This is a genomic window from Bifidobacterium thermacidophilum subsp. thermacidophilum DSM 15837, assembly GCF_000426425.1.
GTDB classification, from domain to species: domain Bacteria; phylum Actinomycetota; class Actinomycetes; order Actinomycetales; family Bifidobacteriaceae; genus Bifidobacterium; species Bifidobacterium thermacidophilum.
Genome location: NZ_AUFI01000006.1, coordinates 389,912 through 408,074 on the forward strand (window position 1 = coordinate 389,912; position 18,163 = coordinate 408,074).

The window sequence follows — 18,163 nt, forward strand, 5'->3', positions numbered from 1 at the left end:
ATGACAACGTTTCGATTCTGCACGAAGGAGCACAGAATGCGGCTGCATCACCAGAACACCGGTATGAACCGGAAAGCGGGCCGCAACTCTGTGTCCGTCTCCGTGACTGTCCTGCTCGCGCTCGTCATGCTGGCGGCCGGCGTGTGCGGCGGGTTCCTGCTCACCCGTGAGCCCGAACCCGCCGCGTTCGAGTCGACTGCGCGCGCGGGCACACTCGCCGTGCGATCGGAACCATATGATGACGAGCGTTCCGTCACCGTCACGGTGGAACGCAGTGAATCCGGTTCCGTAGCCGCTCCGGTTGGGGGAGTGGTTACGGAGTTGAGACAGTGCGCGGCCGGAAGCAATATTGAATCAGGCTCCGCGTTCATTGCCATTGACGGACAACCCCAACTCGCCCTGTATCTCAGGACTCCACCGTATCGGACGATGACCAGCGGCATGAAGGGCGGTGATATCGCGGCGCTCAACGCGGAACTCAGACGGCTCGGATATGCGGCCCCGGATTCGGACGTGATGACGTGGAATACGGTGAAAGCCTTCAATGCGCTTGCCACAACCGCTGGGACGCAGGGTACCACGCAGGAGCGCCAGTGGAGCATCGATACGTCGTTGTTTGCATGGTTGCCCCAACAGCAGGTGACTGTCAAGGAGTGCCAGGCCCGATATGGCGGGCACGTCGAGCCGGGAGCCGATGTGCTGACGACTACCAGCCAACCGGTCCGTGCGACGTTCCGGCGCAATGATTCCTCGATGCTGCAAGGCGATCGGGTCATGGAAGTCAACGGGACGACGTTCACCATCACCGATCAGACAGCGGACAGCACTGACGCCTCCCTACTCTCAGCCATCGGTGCGAGTAACGAATACCGTGCCGCCCAACAGCCGGCAGCCTCCGGGCAGGCTTCCGATACCGGAGGGGCCCAGAGCGACACGGGGCAGGACACTGCTTCGAACACCATCAACGTTACATATCGCTGGAAGCTCGCCAAAGCGCTGAACGTGGTCTCGGTGCCGCCGGCGGCGATGTACGATGTCTCTGCGGATTCGGCATGCGTGGTTTCGCGCGGCAAGCCGGTCGCCGTCCATGTGGTCGCCTCCCAGCTTGGCAAATCGATGGTCAGCGTGCAATCCGGCGCATCCCTGACTTCCGTCGATGTTCCCGCCAGCACAGGCAAGGCGTGCCGATGAGCGGGCAAGACCGGCTCGAGTCCATACGACCCGCGGTTGCAGGATTGGCGGGAACCAGTACAGTTCAGGACAATTCCGGTGATGAGCAGTCTGCCCATGTCAAGCTCGACGATGTCGGGCACAGCTTCGACGGGGACGACTGGCTGTTCAGGCATATCACCATGACGCTGTATCCCCGGCGCGTTTATGCGCTGGTCGGTCCTTCCGGCTCGGGCAAATCCACGCTATTGTCCATTGTCGCAGGCTGGCAGCAGCCAGCGCAGGGCAAGGTCATACGCGTCTCATGCGGTCGGGTGTGCTGGGTATTGCAGAATCCTCATGGAGTAGCGCGTAGGAAAGTCATCGACCATGTGGCACTGCCCTATATTTCTCGCGGGGACCGCAGGAACGAAGCCGAAGAGCACGCTTTGTCACTGTTACGCGTGTTCGGGCTTGACCATCTTGCCGCCAAACAGTTCCGTGACCTGTCCGGTGGCGAAGCTCAGCGGCTGATGCTTGCGCGCGCGGTCGCCTCCCACGCGGGACTGCTTCTTGTGGATGAGCCGACAGCACAACTTGATTTGGCGACTGCGGCGAGCGTGAACCGAACCTTGCACGGGTTGTCGATATCAGGGGCGATTGTCGTGGTCGCCACACATGATCCGCGCACCCGCGACGCGTGCACGGACATCATCGATTTGAGGGACTACCAGTGAGCCGGGAACAAGATACCGTTGCGCCTGCCATTGACCGGGATACGGCTGCGACAGGGCGTATGCGTCTGCGTGGTGTCGTGGACGAAGCATGGCGGGATATCGTGTCCGGAACCTCGCATGCGTTCATGCTCATGTTGATTCTCGCCGCGTTGGTTGGCGGGTTGTCTGCTGCCGACCTGTTCAGCATTCGGTCAATAGCGCAGCAGGTTGACCGGTATATCGCATCGGGCGCGTCGACGTACGTCATCGAGTTCAAAGGCAGGATCAGCGGTGAAGCATGTGAACGCTTGTCCAGTGTGGACGGGGTGCTCGCATCCGGCGCGTTACGGTCGAAGAACGACAAGGTCACATCCGCCGTCCTGCCATCTGCGAGTATTCCTTCGCTTGATGCCACGACCGGGGCGCTTGGTGTCTTTGCTTCTTCGACCCGTTCCGGCACTGTTACGTTGTCTACCAGGGATTACGATGGCATCTGGCTCTCCTCCCAGGCAGCGCAGTCTGTGAACGCTTCCGCCGGAAGTCAACTCGCATTGCATGCCGGTGGCAGTGTACGAATCGCCGGCGTATTCCAGTATCCGGACGACGGTAGGTCATCCAATTACCAATATGTGGCGCTCAGCCAGGTTCCGGTTGATGCAAACGATTTCGACCAGTGCGTGGTGAAGACCTGGCCGGTTCCGGATGCCCTGCAGGCGTTGTTGCAATCCACGGTATCCTCATGGCCTTCGGATGCTTCGCAGCAACCAACGATCAGCCAATTGAATGCGACGCAAGGCTCGAAGTTGGATGCCGTCAAGGCGTTCCGGGAGAGACAGAGTGCACTGGCTCCACTCGTGATGCTGGTCATTGCGTTCTTCATCGGATTCGCCGTTGTCCGTGTCAGGCGGCTCGAACTTGCATCCGCCATGCATTGCGGCGAACCCAAGACCGCGCTCTGGCTGCAGATGCTGCTCGAGGCGTTGGTCTGGTGCTGTTCGGCGATACTGGTGACGCTGCCATTGACGATCTGGGCGATTACCCATATGGATACGGGGATCATCATTGCCTCACCGACGCTTGTTGGTATTCTTTCCAGAGTTCCAGCGGCGGCCCTTGCGGGTGTGTTGGCCGGTGTCACGCTTGCGATGCTGGTCACTCGCGAACGTGACCTGTTCAGATATTTTAAGAATCGATGACCGGAAGCTGGGATTTGTAGTGTTTTTAACGACAAGGATTTGCATCGTGCGATGAAGTGCGAAACAATGCAATCGTGACGTCAACGAGGCGTCGCCTACGAGGCGCAAGAAGGAGTCTCAACGATGAAAAAAGTAGAGAAAGTAAAGACGGCATTAGCCGCGGTTACGGCATCGCTGCTGCTCGCCACTGGATTGGCGGGTACCGCGAATGCGAAAGATTACTGGAATTACGGGGTAGCGTGCTGGACGTATTCCATGGCAACGGCTCAGGGTGTGTATTCACAACACATCCTGAGATATTCATTGAATGATGGGTCGAAGAGGAACGCCTATGGAAAATGGGCTCCGACTTATCACAAGTCATATGCAAATGCTCATGGGCAGCCGTTGGTAGCGTATGATGCGCATTGGCGCAAGTATTAGTGATTGGTTCGGGATGTTGACTCATACCGTTGCTCGTATTCGAAATGTGTTTTTGATTTTCGGCGTGGCCGTGGCGTGCCTGATGTGCGTCGCCTGCGGCTCGGGACATCAGAACGCGACCCCAGCCCCATCGCAAAGCACTGCGAAGGCCGAGAATGGACATGTGTTCAAAGGTCCATACGCTCGAAAATTCGCAGACACGTACAACAGCCTTCAGACCGGTTTTGCCCGGGGACTCATAGAGGATGGCAAGATCAGCGAGAAGGACATCAATGCTTTGGAATTCAAAGTCGAGGGTTGCGTAGATGCCCAAGCTCAAAGCGAAGATGATTTCATCACCTTCATTTGGGAGGAAGGCACGACGACACCGACTCCATACCATGGTGCGAATGCGAAGAGGATGAACAAGATTGCGAAGCAATGCATGGAACGTTACGACGGGTATAAGATCAACGATCTGTCCCACTACGTATACGTCCATGAACATCCCGATGATAACGATCAATCCAAATGATAAATAACCGCGAAGGCGGGCTTGCGCTACGGGACTCGCGGCACAAGCCCACCTTCCGACTCTGCGAAACGAAAGAATCACCACTCCGAGAAGTGAAATCATGAAAAAGACCAACAATAGGGGGAACCGTCACACCGCTGTGACAGTCATGGTATGCGCCATGGCGTGCTGTGCAACATTGCTTTCGGGCTGTGCGGGCGGAGGACATACCGCTCCGTCCACTGGCACCGCGACAAGTGCATCGAGTAGCGCCACTGCGAAGGACGGCACCGTCTTCACCGGATACTACGCGCAACAAATCAAACGCACCTACGATGATGCACACCAGTCCCTGACCAAGAAGATACTGAAGGACAGCAAAATCACCGACGAAGAGTTCAACGAACTCAGCGAGCATTTCAGCGATTGCGCGAAACAGCAAGGCGTCGATGTCACTTTTGACTCGCAAGGCGGCATGCAAACCACGTATCCCGCCGGAATGAGCCAAAGCGATGGCGATTCCGCTGTCGCCCAATGCGACGAGGACAATGATTTCACCAGCATGAGCATTCTGCACGACAGCATGAAAAGCAATCCCAAGAACGAGGATCCAGCGGTACCGTTGCTCCAATGCCTGAAGAAAAACGGGCTCGCCGAACAATCCATGACGGTGGATGATTACAAGGCGATCGTCAGCGACGAGAACAAGGACAAGGACGTATTCGGCAAGTATTTCGACGAATCCGCCCCAGGGTATGATGCCGCGAAGGCGAAACTGTACGAAGCGTGCCAAACGAATTCGTGATGTGCATTCCAAGCGCCGATTGGCCGGTTATGTGAAAGTGACTTTCGCCATCGGCGCTTGACATAATCGTCCGATACACTGGTGTGCTATGTGCGGAATCGTAGGATATGCAGGCGGCATGACCGCATGCGGCAAACCATTGGAAGTATGCATGCAAGGCCTGGGCAGGCTGGAGTACCGTGGGTATGATTCCGCTGGCGTCGCCCTCGCCGCGCCGGGCATGGATTTGGTGGCGGTGCGCAAGAAGGCCGGGCGCCTGGACAATCTCAAGGCCGATCTCGCCCGCTCGCCGCTGCCGGACGCGACCGTGGGCATCGGCCACACCCGGTGGGCGACCAACGGCGAGCCGAGCGACACGAACGCCCACCCGCATGTGAGCGCGGACGGCAAGATCGCCATCATCCACAACGGCATCATCGAAAACGCGTCCAAGCTGAAAATGGAGCTGCAATCCGAAGGCTACGTGTTCTCCTCCGGCACCGATACCGAAGTCGCGGCGAAACTGCTCGGCAAGGTCGCCAACACCATCATCGAGGAAACCGGCAAACCCGACCTGTTCGAAGCGTTGCGGCGCGTGGCCCGCATGCTGACCGGCGCGTTCACCATCCTCGCCGTGGACTGCCGCCAGCCGGATATCGTTGTCGGCGCACGGCATGATTCCCCGCTCGTGGTGGGTCTGGGCGAGGGGGAGAACTTCCTCGGCTCGGATGTCGCCGCGTTCGTCGCCTACACCAAGCAGGCCATGGAAATCGGGCAGGACCAGGCCGTGTGCATCAGCGGCGACCAGGTGATCGTCACCGATTTCAACGGCAACCCGGTGAAGGATTCCAAGCGGTTCACCGTCGATTGGGACGCGTCCGCGGCGGAGAAGGGCGGATGGCCCTCGTTCATGGACAAGGAGATTCACGAGGATCCCGAGGCCGTGGCCAATACGCTGCTCGGCCGCTTCGACGATCAGGGCGATATCGTGCTCGACGAAGTGCATATCGGGCTGGACGTGTTCCGCCAGATTGACAAGATCATCGTCGTGGCATGCGGCACGGCAAGTTATGCGGGCATGGTCGCCAAGTACGCGATTGAGCATTGGGTGCGCATCCCGGTCGAAGTCGAGCTCGCGCATGAATTCCGTTACCGTGACCCGATCCTGACCCCGCGCACGCTGGTCGTCGCGATCTCGCAGTCCGGCGAGACCATGGACACGCTGATGGCCTTGCGCCACGCCCGTGAACAGGGGTCGCGCGTGCTGGCGATCTGCAACACGCAGGGCGCAAGCATCCCGCGCGAATCCGACGCTGTGCTGTACACGCACGCGGGCCCGGAGATCGCGGTCGCCTCCACCAAGGCCTTTGTCGCGCAGATCGTCGCCGCCTACCTGCTGGGCCTGTATCTGGCGCAGGTGAAGGGCACGATGTACCGCGACGAGATCAGGCACATCCTCGAGCAGCTCAAGGACATGCCACAGAAGATTCAGTGGGTGCTGGACAATCAGGCGGGCAATGTCGAGCAGGCCGCCAAGCGGATGGTCAACGCGCATTCCTTCCTGTTCCTCGGCCGCCATGTGGGCTACCCGGTCGCGCTGGAAGGCGCGCTGAAACTCAAGGAAATCGCCTACACCTTCACCGAGGGCTTCGCCGCGGGCGAGCTCAAGCATGGGCCGATCGCGCTGGTGGACGCGGGCGAGCCGGTCGTCGTGATCGTGCCGTCGGCGCGCGGGCGCAATATTCTGCACAACAAGGTGATTTCCGGCATCGAGGAAGTCAAGGCGCGTGGCGCGTACACCATCGCTGTTGCCGAACTGGGCGACCCGGATGTCGAACAGTACGCGGATGTCGTCTTCTGGCGACCGGTCTGCCCCACGCTGCTCAGCCCGCTCGTGGACGTGGTGCCGTTGCAGCTGTTCGCCATGGATATGGCCATGCTCAAGGGGTATGACGTTGACAAGCCGCGTAATCTCGCGAAATCCGTGACTGTCGAGTGATGCCTCGCATGTCCGCGGCCACTTGCAGCGTCGGGGCGTCCGGTATGGCTTCGTTGCCTCATGGGCGCCCCGACGCGCAATCCGGCTCCGACGATGCCGGGACGCGCGTGCCACAAGCCAGGCGGCACCGCTGGGTGACCGACGAGCCTGAAATCCCGTTCCGTTGCGTTGTGCTGTACGAGGATGAGCGGATCATTGTCATCGACAAGCCGCATTTCGTGCCAACCACGCCGCGCGGCATGTGGTACCGGCAGTCCGCGCTTATCAGGCTGCGTGAGCACTACGCGGAGCCGCAGATCACGCCGGCGCACCGGCTGGACCGGCTGACCGCCGGCATCGTGGTCTTCGTGCGTGACCCGGCCTGCCGTGGCGCCTACCAGATGCTGTTTCAGAACCACCAGGCGCGCAAGACCTACGAATGCCTGGCTCCGGCGGCGCCGATCACACGCCCGCATACCGGCACGCTCACACTCCTCAACGTCCCGGCGGTGTTCCCGCTCCTGCGCTGCTCGCATATCGTCAAGGACCGCGGCCGTCTGCAAGCCTACGAGGTACCGGGGGAGCCGAACGCGCGGACGATCATAGACCTGCCCGCCGCATGCGGCATGACCGACGACACTCCAGACGCCACGGCGCTGCCCGCCGGCACCCGCCGGTACGTTTTACACCCCGTGACCGGCAAAACCCACCAGCTGCGCGTCCACATGAGCTCAATCGGCCTGCCGATCATGGGCGACCCGTTCTATCCGACGCTCAAACCCTATGGGCCGGATGATTTCAGTACGCCCTTGCAGCTGGTCGCGTGCCGGCTCGAGTTCACCGATCCGGTCAGCGGACGGGATATGGCGTTCGTGTCGTCGGTTCCGTTGCAATGGTGATGAATACGGCCGAATGGTCTTGGAATGTTGTAGCAATCACACCGGCGGATGGTGCACGGCCGCGAATCGGCTAATCGCAACTGAAACAGTTAAGTTAAATCACCGCAAGAAAGGCCGGTTTTTCAGGCGCTTGACCGCCTCGGCATAGGTGAGACGCAGTGGGTATCCGACGTACGGGCATCGCCTATACTTGGCACCGTATCAACAGCTATCAAGGGGCGAACAATGAACCGGAACTTGACTGTCTCCATGCAGGATGTTGCAAGGGAAGCCGGCGTTTCGCCCCAAACGGTCTCCCGCGTCACCAACGGGAGCAAAAGTGTGCGCGACGAAACCCGAGTGCGCGTCGAGGAAGCGATGGACAAGCTCGGCTATCGTCCCAACTATGCCGCACGTGCGCTCAAATACGGCCGGTTCAACGATATCGGCGTCGTGGTGTTCAGCCTGTATGATTACGGCGATTCCCGCATTCTTGACGGCATCGTCGCGGCTGCGGTGGATGAGGGGTACGCGGTCACCGTACGCACGATGGGCGTCGGCAAGGAACGTTCGCTGCAGGCTGCGGTCGAGCGCATGGCACAGCTGCCGGTTGACGGCATCATCGTCGTGCTGCAGCAGGATGTCTCTGATTTCGATACCTTCGTTCCGCCGAAAGAGATGCCGGTCGTGCTCGTGTGCGAGGGGGCATCTACGAACTGCCCCACGGTGGACGCCGACCAGTATGGGTGCTCCACGAGCATTGTCGATTATCTGTTGGAACAAGGGCACAGCACCGTGCATCATATCGCCGGGCCGATGCAGTCGCGTGCGGCGCGCAGCAGACTGCAAGGGTGGAGCGACCAACTTGATCGCCATGGCATCGCCGCACCGCAAGCCCTGATTGGCGACTGGGGGGCGGACAGCGGGTATCGTGCCGGATTCGAGCTCGCCCACGACCCCGAATGCACCGCCGTGTACGCGGCAAACGACCAGATGGCGTATGGTGCGATCCTGGGTTTGAAGGATGGCGGCCGTCGCGTGCCCGAGGATGTCAGCATCGTCGGTGTGGATGATTCGCTCAGGGGCATTGTGCCCAAACTCGATCTGACGACCATGCGCATGCGCTTCGACACCATCGGGCATGAGGCGTTCACCATGATCCGCAAGCAGTGCGAAGGCCAGAACGTGCCAGTGAACGTGAAAACCGTGATTCCCGGCGAGCTGATTGAACGCGGTTCGGTGGCCCGGTACCCGCGTTGAGCCTCGCCGGTGAGTCCGACATGCGACGACTGCGGTGACACCTCGGCGAACGATGCGGCGGGGCGCATGCAGAAAACACGCGTGCGGCGAGGTATGAAGCGCCGTCAAGGAAAACACGGCAGTCAATGGTATGGTAAACATCAGTAACCGAACGCATACAGTTGGAGCGCCATGACAGCACGCAGAACACATCGCTGGCCAAGACCGCTGGACAATGCGGCCCGGCGTATCTGGTACGGCGGAGACTACAATCCCGAACAATGGCCGGAATCCGTCTGGGATGAAGATATCGAGCTCATGAACCAGGCCGGGGTCAATATCGTGTCCCTCGGCATTTTCGCGTGGAGTGCGATAGAACCCGAGGAAGGCGTCTACGATTTCGGGTGGCTCGACCGGATCATCGACAAGCTTTACCATGCCGGCATCGCCGTCGACCTTGCATCCGCGACCGCCAGCCCGCCGCTGTGGCTTACGCAGAAGCATCCGGAAGTCCTGTGGAAAGACGAGCGCGGCGACGCCTGCTGGCCGGGGGCGCGACAGCATTGGCGTCCCACCAGCCCGATTTTCCGCGAGTACGCCTTGCGGCTGTGCCGTGCCATGGCGCAACATTACCGGGACAACCCGGCCATCGTGGCCTGGCATGTGAGCAACGAGTACGGCTGCCACAACCGGTTTGACTATTCCGATGACGCCATGCGCGCCTTCCAGCGCTGGTGCAAGGAACGCTACGGGGACATCGAGGCGGTCAACGACGCATGGGGCACCTACTTCTGGTCTCAGCGCATGACCGATTTCTCCCAGATCATCCCGCCGCGGTACATCGGGGAAGGTAATTTCATGAACCCGGGCAAACTGCTTGATTTCAAGCGGTTCTGCTCCGACGCGCTCAAGGAGTTCTTCAAGGCGGAGCGTGACGCGCTCGCCGAAATCACCCCGAATATCCCCTTGACCACAAACTTCATGGTGAGCGCGCCCGGCAACGCCCTCGATTATGACGATTGGGGCAACGAAGTCGATTTTGTGTCGAACGACCACTACTTCACCCCGGGACGCCGGCATTTTGACGAGCTGGCCTACTCGTCCTCGCTGGTCGACGGAATCAGTCGCAAACAGCCGTGGTTCCTCATGGAACATTCGACCAGCGCTGTCAACTGGCGCAGCATCAACTACCGCAAGGTGCCAGGACAGCTGGAACGCGACGCGATGGCACATCTGGCCATGGGTGCGGACGCCATCTGTTTCTTCCAGTGGCGGCAATCCCAGGCGGGCGCTGAGAAATTCCACAGTGGCATGGTGCCTCACGCGGGACGGAACAGCCAGGTCTACCGTGACGTCTGCGCGCTCGGCAATGACCTGGACACGCTCTCGCAGGCGGGATTGCCCGGCACCACACTAAGCCAGGCACGGATTGCCGTCGTCTACGATTACGCGAGCGAATGGGCCACCGAGCATACGGCGACACCCACCCAGCAGGTGCGGCATTGGACGGAACCGCTCGACTGGTTCACCGCGTTGGCTGATCAGGGGCTGACCGCCGATGTGGTGCCGCTGGCGGGCGATTGGGATCGCTACGAGATGGTCGTTCTGCCGAGCGTGTACCTGCTGGGCGAAAACGATGCGCGGCGCGTGCGTGATTATGTCGCGGCAGGCGGCAAGCTGTTCGCCACCTACTACACTGGTATCAGCGACGAACGCGACCACGTGTGGCTCGGCGGCTATCCGGGGGCCATCCGCGATGTTGTCGGCGTGCGTTCCGAGGAATTCGCCCCGATGGGTGATGACGATGGCGTGCTTGATCACCTCGACCTGAGCAACGGCACCGTGGCACACGACATCGCGGACGTCATCACATCGACCGCGGATTCCGCGCGTATACTTGCCACCTACCAAGCCGATTCGTGGACCGGTATGAACGGTGTTCCCGCCATCACGGTCAACACATATGGCGAGGGGCGTGCCGCCTACGTCGGTTGCCGATTGGGCGCTGACGGGCTTGCCGCAAGCCTGCCTGCCATGTTCGAGGCCATGGACGTGAGCGTACCGGCATGGCAAGGTTCGGGCGACATTCTGCGCGTGGTGCGTGAGGGGCGCGGCGACGGCGAACATGAGGCGCCGCGGTTCACATTCCAGTTCAACCGTACGCACCATCCGGTCGCAGCGGATATCGAAGGGCGTACCATGGTCGCATCTCTCGCCGAAGACCATGACGACGGAACGGCGACCATCGCCCCGAACGGCGTCATCGTCAGCATGGGTTGACGGCGGGAGCCAGCGAACACATACGGAAATCAAGGAGCAGCATGACACGACCATCCCGCGGACGGCATCTCATCGCGAAGGCGTTGTCCGCCGTCATGTCCGTATGCATGCTGCTCACGGTCGCCGCATGCGCGGTGCAGGACACGCGCACCGTCATCACCGTATGGTCATGGGAGCCGAGCATGGGCAAGCTCGCCCAGTCCTTCGAGGCCGCGAACCCTGACGTCCATGTCATTGTGAAGAACACGAGCGGCTACGAGAACCTCAATACGGCGATCCAGGACGGGTACGGGCAGCCGGATGTCGCGCAGATTGAATATTTTGCGCTGCCACAGTATGCGGTCAGTGGCCAATTGCGTGATTTGACTGACCGTGCGCAAGGCTACGCGAACTTCTACACGACCGGCACATGGTCCTCGGTGCAGCTTGGCGGCCGTATCTATGGCCTGCCCATGGATTCGGGCCCGATGGCGTTCTTCTACAACGATAGCGTGTTCAGGCAGGCCGGGGTTGACCCGACAACCATCCACACGTGGAAGGATTATTACCGGGCGGCCAAGAAACTCAAGAAAATCGGGGTGTATATCGACGCGGACGCCGGGGATGCAAGCTTCTTCAACGCGATGATCTGGCTCGCCGGCGGCAGACCGTACCGGACCTCCTCCGACGGCAAAACCGTCACGGTGAACCTCAAAGGTGACACGGGCACGAAAACCTTCATCGAATACTGGCAGAAAATGATGGATGAAGGGCTGATCAACACCCGGCTGACCACATGGTCCACAGGGTGGCAGAACGCACTGGGCAACGGAACCGTCGCCTCGGTGCTGTCGGGCGCGTGGATGCCCTCCATGCTGTTGTCCGATGTGCCCGGAGCTGCAGGACAATGGCGGGTCGGCACTATCCCGACCGTTTACGGTAGCACAGCCAACGCTGAAATCGGCGGGTCCGCGTTGACGATGCTCAACACGACGCGCAAACCCGAAGCCGCATACCGTTTCATCGAATATGTGTGCCATGATGCCGAAGGTATTGCCACGCGCGTTGACGGAGGGGCGTTCCCCGCAGATACTTCCACATTGGAATCCAAGACTTTCCTTGAAAAGACGACCATCCGCGACTCGCGCGGCATCCAGATCCCGTATTTCGGTGGCCAACAGTTCAATAAGGTGCTCGCGCAGGCGGCGCAGAACGTGTCCTCCGGATACCAGTATCTGCCGTTCGAAGTGTATGCGCGCAGCGATTTCCGCGCGACCATGGGTAAGGCTTACAAGTGGGAGTCCGCCAACCAGCGGCGGATCGTCGCAAAAAAGCGTTTCGAGGCGGGCATGACCGACGATGACGGCAATCCTGTGACTGTGCCGGACGATCCGGGGCCGAAGGTTTCGCTCGCAGGAGCGCTCGCCAGTTGGCAGAACGACATTCAGGAGTACGGGGTCAATCAGGGCTTCACCATCCAGTGATGCAGATGATGTAGAAACCGGTATTCGCTGCGGCACGTCGGTTGCGCGGCCTATACTGGCGGCAGCGCTGACGGCGACCGCCGCAGCGACAGTACAGACCGCCGCAACAGCGCGGCGTTTGGGAGGTCGTATGGCTTCAACCCATATCATGCTCGGTGTCACCGGCAGCGTCGCGGCGTTCAAAGCATGCCAACTGGTCAGTGATTGGGGCAAACGCGGGTATGAGACGCGGGTCGCCATGACCGCGGCCGCGCAACGGTTCGTCACCCCGCTTTCGTTCGCGTCCCTCGCTCACACGCCGGTACGCACGGCAATGTTCCCCGATACCGCGGATTCCCAGGATGCATTGGATGCGCAGCGGCTTGGCATCAGCCATATCGATGACGCGAAATGGGCGGATGTGCTGGTGATCGCGCCCGCGACAGCCGATATCATCGCCAAAATCGCGCACGGCATCGCCGACGATTATCTCACTTCGATGGTGTTGGCATATGAGGGTCCCAAAATCCTGTGCCCGGCGATGAACACGCGCATGTACAACAATCCCGTCAGCCAGCGCAATATCGCCGCATGCCGCGAATTCGGGTGGACGATTGTAGAACCGGCAACCGGGCGGCTCGCTTGCCAGGACACCGGCAAAGGCAAGCTCGCCGATTTGGAGGACATCGAGGATGCCGTTGAACAGGCCGCCGAGAGTGCGGCCGCCAGCAGATGCGGCACGAAGACGGAGACCGACCAGCCCGCGAACGACGAATTGGCCGGATTACATGTGCTGGTCACTGCCGGCCCCACCCAGGAGCCGCTCGACCCGGTACGGTACCTGACCAACCATTCGACTGGGAAAATGGGGTATGCACTCGCCCAGGCGGCGCAGGCCATGGGAGCTGAGGTCACGCTCGTTTCCGGGCCGGTTTCGCTTGACGAGCCGGACGGCGTGCACACTGTCCATGTACAGACCGCGCAGGAGATGTTTGACGCGGTGCATGGCCACTTCGCGCGGGCGGATATCATCATCATGGCCGCCGCGGTCGGCGATTTCCGCCCGGAGTATCGCAGCGAGCAGAAAATCAAGAAAACCGGGGAAGTTATGCCGCCGATCACGCTGGTACAGAACCCGGACATCCTCGCTTGGGCGGGCGAGCACAAACGCCCGGACGGCTCGCAGCTCGTCTGCGGGTTCGCGATGGAGACGCAGGACCTGCTCGCCAACGCGCAATCCAAGCTGGAACGCAAGCATTGCGACATGCTCGTCGCCAACGACCTCAACGAACCGGGGGCCGGTTTCGCGCACGATACGAACCGGGTGGTGATCCTCACACCGGATACCGACAAGAACGCCACTGCGGGCGAGGACGGGTCGAAAATCCACTCAGAACCGCAGCCACTGATGGACAAGCGCGACCTTGCGGCTGTCATTCTTGGCAGGCTTGCCCGGATGCGGCGGGAACGTCTGGCGGATTAGAGCGAATCGGCACCCGGAGGTTTGTAAAGAATCCGGGTCATGCGGGCAATTACGAAAACGCGGATGAAAGGACACCCATGCTGCTGGCAGTAGACATCGGCAATACGAATATCGTGCTCGGCTTCCTCGATGGGGACCGCAAGGAGCAGATGAGGGGCACCTACCGGATCACCACAAAAGCCAACCACACGTCGGACGAATACGGGCTCATGATCACCGAATTCCTCGCGATGAGTGGGTACAGCCCGAGCGATGTGCAGGACGTGATTATCGTGTCTGTCGTGCCGAAAGTCATGCATTCCTTCCGTGCGAGCATCGTGAAATTCCTCGGCATCGACCCGATGATTGTCGGTCCGGGCATCAAAACGGGCATCAACGTGGTCATGGACAATCCCAAAACCATGGGCGCCGATTGCCTCGCCGACTGCGTGGGCGCGTATTTCACCTACGGCGGGCCGACGCTTGTCGCGGATTTCGGGACGGCCACGACCTTCAACTACGTGGATAGTAAGGGCAGCATCCGCAGCGGGCTAATCACCACCGGCATCCGCACCGCGGCGGCGGCCCTGTGGAACGAAACCGCCCAGTTGCCGGAAGTCGAGATTACACGGCCCAAGTCGATTCTCGCGAAGAACACGAAGGACGCGATGCAGGCGGGGCTCTACTACAACTTCCTCGGTGGCATCGAACGCACCATCCGACAGTTCCAGCAGGAGATCGACGGGGAGTTTCGCGTCATCGCCACCGGCGGGCTCGGACGCATGTTCAAGGACGATACCGACCTGATCGACGTATATGACCCCGATTTGATTTTCAAAGGACTGGCATCGATTTACGCGCGCAACACCCGCTGAATTCGCCGGTTTGGCTTTGATGTGCGCGCAGACAGAGGGCCGGAGCGGCCGCCGGGGTCAGACGGGCGGCACCAGACAATCCGCCTGCACGCGTATCATGATGCGAGGTGGTCGACCCGCATGGGCGGCCAACCGACTCAACATAAGCAGGCCCAACGGCCGAACAGAGGAGCAACCATGGCCAAGTCCAATGGTGCGTACGGTACATCCGACGCAACCGAACCAGACACCACAACCCAGCCGCCGCATGCGACGGAAGACACCCGCGCCAATACTGGCGCGAACGCTGATACCAACGCGAGCACCGACGCTAGTCTGAACGCGCATGCGAAGCAACGCAAGAAGAGGCATGACGGGCATCGCCCAATCATCTGGGTGGTCGCCGCCTTGGTGATTGTCGCGCTCGTCGCATGCATCGCCATTGTGAACTCACACTCGCGCAAGGCAGCAGCGCCGGCACAATCAGACAGCATCGCCATCGGCATCAAACTCGCGCCCGTGAGCCTTGACATCCGCAACCAATCCGGGTCGGCGCTCGAACAGCTGCTCATCGGCAACGTCTACGAAGCACTCGTCTCGCGCAACTCGAACAACGAGGTCGAACCCGGTCTCGCCAAGAGCTGGACCATCAGCGACGACGGGCTGACCTACACCTTCAAGCTCAACGAGCACATGAATTTCTCCAACGGCGACACACTCGACGCCACCGATGTCGCATGGTCCATCAACCAGCTCAAATCCAAGCGCTACTACAACAGCGACCAGGTCGAGAACCTCAAGCAAGCCAGCGCCCCGGACGCAACCACCGTGAAACTCACGCTAAGCCAACCCGATGCGAATATGCTGTGGTACCTTTCCGGCCGGCCCGGCCTGGTCTTCGACAAGGACGCGCACTACGACGCGAAAACCACGGCGGTCGGTTCCGGGCCGTATCTGGTCAAGTCATTCGATTCCAGCAGCAAGCTCGTCCTGCAGGCGAACCCGAAATATTGGGGCAGCGCGCACAAGGCCCGCACGAACACAGTCACCGTGCGGTTCCTACCAGACGACAACGCGGCGCTCAACGCGCTGACCAGCGGGGACGTGCAGGTGCTGTCCCCGGTCAACGCGAATATGACCGGCAAGCTCAAAAGCAGTGGGAAATACACCATCAAGGCGAACGACGGCAGCGACAAATTCGTGCTCGCGTTCAACTGCACGGGTGCGAAAACCTCCGACAAACGCATACGGCAGGCGATCCGCTATGCGATTAACCACAAGGAGATCATCGCCTCGCGCGGGGGAGTGGATGCGGCGCTCGGCGGGCCGATCCCGTCCGTCGACCCCGGCTACGAGGACTTGACCGGCCTGTATCCGTACAATCCCACCAAAGCCAAGAGCCTCATGCAACAGGCGGGGTATTCCACCAGTCACCCGCTCAAGCTGACGCTCACCTACGCGACGAGTATCTACGGTTCCGAGCTTGGTGAGCAGCTGCGCAGCCAATTGAGCCGCATCGGGATCGATTTGAGCATCAACAGCGTGGAATTCTCCACATGGCTTCAGGACGTGCACACCAACGGCGATTACGACCTCTCGCTCGTCGACCATGCGGAAAGCCACGACTTCTACAAGTGGACGCAGCACGACTACTACTACCATTACGACAATCCGCAGGTGCAGGCGCTGTATGCCAAGGCACTCGCTGCAACAGACGACGAGGACAGCGCAAGCAATCTCAAGCAGGCGGCGAGGATTGTCAGCGAGGATGCACCCGCCGACTGGCTGTTCGCCTACCGGGTGAGCGTCGCACAGGCCAAAGGGGTCACCGGGTTCCCTTCCCGGCTGACCCAGAGTGTGCTGCCGTTGTGGAAGGTCACGTACACGCCGGCACAGGCGTAGAGCGTAGCGGCGCAACGGCGGCGATACGCGGCACGATATACGGCAAGACAGCGCGGCAACATCTGGCAGGACGCGCTGATACGCGGCAAGAGTCACAGGCAAGGAGCATCAAGGCAATGAGATATCTGATTCGTCGGCTGGTGCTGTTTGTAGCCGCCCTGTTCGGCCTGTCGCTGCTGGTGTTTGTCGCGTTGCGGATTCTGCCGGGCGATGTTGCGTCCGTCATGGCGGGCACGAACGCCACGCCTGCGCGCGTGGCTGCGTTGCGCTCGCAGATGGGGCTGGACCGTTCGTACCCGCAGCAATATGCGGATTGGCTGTCGGGCCTGATGCACGGGAATATGGGGGTGTCTGCGATCAGCGGACGCTCGGTCTCCTCACAGGTCGGGTCACATGCGGCCATCACCATGCCACTGATTGTATTGAGCCTGATTGTCGCCCTTGGCGTGGGCGTTCCACTTGGCTGCCAGGCGGTGCTTGCCGCGAATTCGCGGGTGCGTGGCGTGTTGCATATCCTCGCCATCGTCGGTGGTGCGGTGCCGGCGTTGTGGGGCGGGCTGCTGCTCATCATGATGTTCGGCCGCGGGGTCGGACTTGTCGGCATCCTGCCGTCGCAGGGATTCCCTGATGACGGCTGGCGCAACCCGGTAGCGGTTCTCGCATCGTTGATTCTGCCCGCCATCGCGACCGGATTGGTGGCGGGGGCCGCAATCATGCGCTATACCCGCGCCTGTCTGATATCGATGGAGGACAGCGATGCCGTGGCGATGGCCATGGCGTGTGGGATGACGCGTCGACAGGCGATGCTCGGCGTGGGATTGCGGTTGTCTGCCGCGCAGCTGGTGTCGGTGGCGGGGTTGACTTTCGCACAGATGGTCACCGGCGTCATGGTTGTTGAAAGTCTGTTCAATCTTCCCGGATTGGGCGCCATGCTGATCGGCGATGTCGGCAATCGTGATCTGGTCGCCGTGCAAAGCGAACTGTTCCTGCTCGCCGCATTCTTCCTGCTGCTCGGCGTGCTGGTCGATATGCTTCATCATGCGCTTGATCCGCGGTTGGGCGGGCAATCCGAGGAACGAGGGTGAGGGAAGATATGGCTTCATCACGTAATCGTCGTGGGCGCTTGCAGGAAACTGGGCGTCCGACATCGTCGGGGCAATCCGAGGCAATCGTTCACTCGGCTGATACAAGGCTTTCTGAGCTTTCGGGCGATGCAGAGCATCCGGGTGCAACCAGGCTTCCTGCCGATGTCGGGCATCCTGCCAATACCGCGGATTCGCGGCATGTCGGGCCTGTGAGACACCCGTCCCGCGGCGGCTTCTACGGCAGATTACCGTTGCATGTCAGACTCGGGATTATCCTGCGCG

15 protein-coding genes are annotated in these 18,163 nt (G+C 60.7%); all 15 read left to right on the forward strand.

Translation table 11 applies throughout. From position 1 onward, the window contains the following. The first annotated feature begins 36 nt into the window (after positions 1–36). Positions 37–1,191, forward strand: a complete 1,155-nt coding sequence (locus K315_RS0102055) for a hypothetical protein (protein WP_029575962.1) — start codon at positions 37–39, stop codon at positions 1,189–1,191. Continuing rightward, entirely contained in the window at positions 1,188–1,886 is a 699-nt protein-coding gene (locus K315_RS0102060) for an ATP-binding cassette domain-containing protein (RefSeq protein ID WP_029575963.1), read from the forward strand. The genes K315_RS0102055 and K315_RS0102060 overlap by 4 nt, the downstream gene beginning before the upstream one ends. Next, a complete protein-coding gene (locus K315_RS0102065; RefSeq protein ID WP_029575964.1) occupies positions 1,883–3,061 on the forward strand; it encodes a hypothetical protein in 1,179 nt (392 codons plus the stop codon). The genes K315_RS0102060 and K315_RS0102065 overlap by 4 nt, the downstream gene beginning before the upstream one ends. A gap of 123 nt (positions 3,062–3,184) precedes the next feature. Next, the gene (locus tag K315_RS0102070; protein ID WP_029575965.1) at positions 3,185–3,484 is read left to right on the forward strand and encodes a hypothetical protein; all 300 of its coding nucleotides are present in this window, start codon (positions 3,185–3,187) and stop codon (positions 3,482–3,484) included. Further along, complete coding sequence (locus K315_RS0102075; RefSeq protein WP_231485427.1) at positions 3,459–3,998, forward strand: hypothetical protein; 540 nt, start codon at positions 3,459–3,461, stop codon at positions 3,996–3,998. Before K315_RS0102070 ends, K315_RS0102075 begins: the two co-directional genes overlap by 26 nt. Before the next feature lie 160 nt (positions 3,999–4,158). Next, positions 4,159–4,782, forward strand: a complete 624-nt coding sequence (locus K315_RS0102080; RefSeq protein WP_015450777.1) for a hypothetical protein — start codon at positions 4,159–4,161, stop codon at positions 4,780–4,782. Between the two features lie 88 nt (positions 4,783–4,870). Continuing rightward, positions 4,871–6,760 (forward strand): glutamine--fructose-6-phosphate transaminase (isomerizing), encoded by a 1,890-nt coding sequence (glmS, locus tag K315_RS0102085; RefSeq protein ID WP_029575967.1) that lies wholly within the window; start codon positions 4,871–4,873, stop codon positions 6,758–6,760. Between the two features lie 44 nt (positions 6,761–6,804). Further along, a complete protein-coding gene (locus K315_RS0102090; protein WP_152571384.1) occupies positions 6,805–7,638 on the forward strand; it encodes a pseudouridine synthase in 834 nt (277 codons plus the stop codon). A 225-nt stretch (positions 7,639–7,863) separates the two neighbouring features. Continuing rightward, on the forward strand, positions 7,864–8,877 hold the full coding sequence (locus K315_RS0102095) for a LacI family DNA-binding transcriptional regulator (protein ID WP_044091172.1): 1,014 nt from the start codon (positions 7,864–7,866) through the stop codon (positions 8,875–8,877). 171 nt (positions 8,878–9,048) lie between these two features. Then, positions 9,049–11,136: a beta-galactosidase gene (locus K315_RS0102100; RefSeq protein ID WP_029575970.1), complete on the forward strand. Its 2,088-nt coding sequence runs from the start codon at positions 9,049–9,051 to the stop codon at positions 11,134–11,136. A gap of 41 nt (positions 11,137–11,177) precedes the next feature. Continuing rightward, complete coding sequence (locus K315_RS0102105) at positions 11,178–12,599, forward strand: ABC transporter substrate-binding protein (RefSeq protein WP_029575971.1); 1,422 nt, start codon at positions 11,178–11,180, stop codon at positions 12,597–12,599. Between the two features lie 130 nt (positions 12,600–12,729). Then, on the forward strand, positions 12,730–14,061 hold the full coding sequence (gene coaBC, locus K315_RS0102110; protein ID WP_029575972.1) for a bifunctional phosphopantothenoylcysteine decarboxylase/phosphopantothenate--cysteine ligase CoaBC: 1,332 nt from the start codon (positions 12,730–12,732) through the stop codon (positions 14,059–14,061). A gap of 77 nt (positions 14,062–14,138) precedes the next feature. Continuing rightward, the gene (locus tag K315_RS0102115) at positions 14,139–14,915 is read left to right on the forward strand and encodes a type III pantothenate kinase (RefSeq protein WP_029575973.1); all 777 of its coding nucleotides are present in this window, start codon (positions 14,139–14,141) and stop codon (positions 14,913–14,915) included. Positions 14,916–15,092: 177 nt separating this feature from the next. Next, the gene (locus tag K315_RS0102120; protein ID WP_029575974.1) at positions 15,093–16,796 is read left to right on the forward strand and encodes an ABC transporter substrate-binding protein; all 1,704 of its coding nucleotides are present in this window, start codon (positions 15,093–15,095) and stop codon (positions 16,794–16,796) included. Between the two features lie 116 nt (positions 16,797–16,912). Further along, on the forward strand, positions 16,913–17,881 hold the full coding sequence (locus tag K315_RS0102125) for an ABC transporter permease (RefSeq protein WP_029575975.1): 969 nt from the start codon (positions 16,913–16,915) through the stop codon (positions 17,879–17,881). Positions 17,882–18,163 lie beyond the last annotated feature (282 nt).

Coding starts and splice junctions, on each gene's coding strand:
- K315_RS0102125 (WP_029575975.1), top strand. CDS start 16,913: ATGAGATATCTGATTCGTCGGCTGGTGCTGTTTGTAGCCGCCCTGTTC.
- K315_RS0102090 (WP_152571384.1), top strand. CDS start 6,805: ATGGCTTCGTTGCCTCATGGGCGCCCCGACGCGCAATCCGGCTCCGAC.
- K315_RS0102075 (WP_231485427.1), top strand. CDS start 3,459: ATGATGCGCATTGGCGCAAGTATTAGTGATTGGTTCGGGATGTTGACT.
- K315_RS0102120 (WP_029575974.1), top strand. CDS start 15,093: ATGGCCAAGTCCAATGGTGCGTACGGTACATCCGACGCAACCGAACCA.
- coaBC (WP_029575972.1), top strand. CDS start 12,730: ATGGCTTCAACCCATATCATGCTCGGTGTCACCGGCAGCGTCGCGGCG.
- K315_RS0102100 (WP_029575970.1), top strand. CDS start 9,049: ATGACAGCACGCAGAACACATCGCTGGCCAAGACCGCTGGACAATGCG.
- K315_RS0102060 (WP_029575963.1), top strand. CDS start 1,188: ATGAGCGGGCAAGACCGGCTCGAGTCCATACGACCCGCGGTTGCAGGA.
- glmS (WP_029575967.1), top strand. CDS start 4,871: ATGTGCGGAATCGTAGGATATGCAGGCGGCATGACCGCATGCGGCAAA.
- K315_RS0102070 (WP_029575965.1), top strand. CDS start 3,185: ATGAAAAAAGTAGAGAAAGTAAAGACGGCATTAGCCGCGGTTACGGCA.
- K315_RS0102080 (WP_015450777.1), top strand. CDS start 4,159: ATGGCGTGCTGTGCAACATTGCTTTCGGGCTGTGCGGGCGGAGGACAT.
- K315_RS0102115 (WP_029575973.1), top strand. CDS start 14,139: ATGCTGCTGGCAGTAGACATCGGCAATACGAATATCGTGCTCGGCTTC.
- K315_RS0102095 (WP_044091172.1), top strand. CDS start 7,864: ATGAACCGGAACTTGACTGTCTCCATGCAGGATGTTGCAAGGGAAGCC.
- K315_RS0102055 (WP_029575962.1), top strand. CDS start 37: ATGCGGCTGCATCACCAGAACACCGGTATGAACCGGAAAGCGGGCCGC.
- K315_RS0102105 (WP_029575971.1), top strand. CDS start 11,178: ATGACACGACCATCCCGCGGACGGCATCTCATCGCGAAGGCGTTGTCC.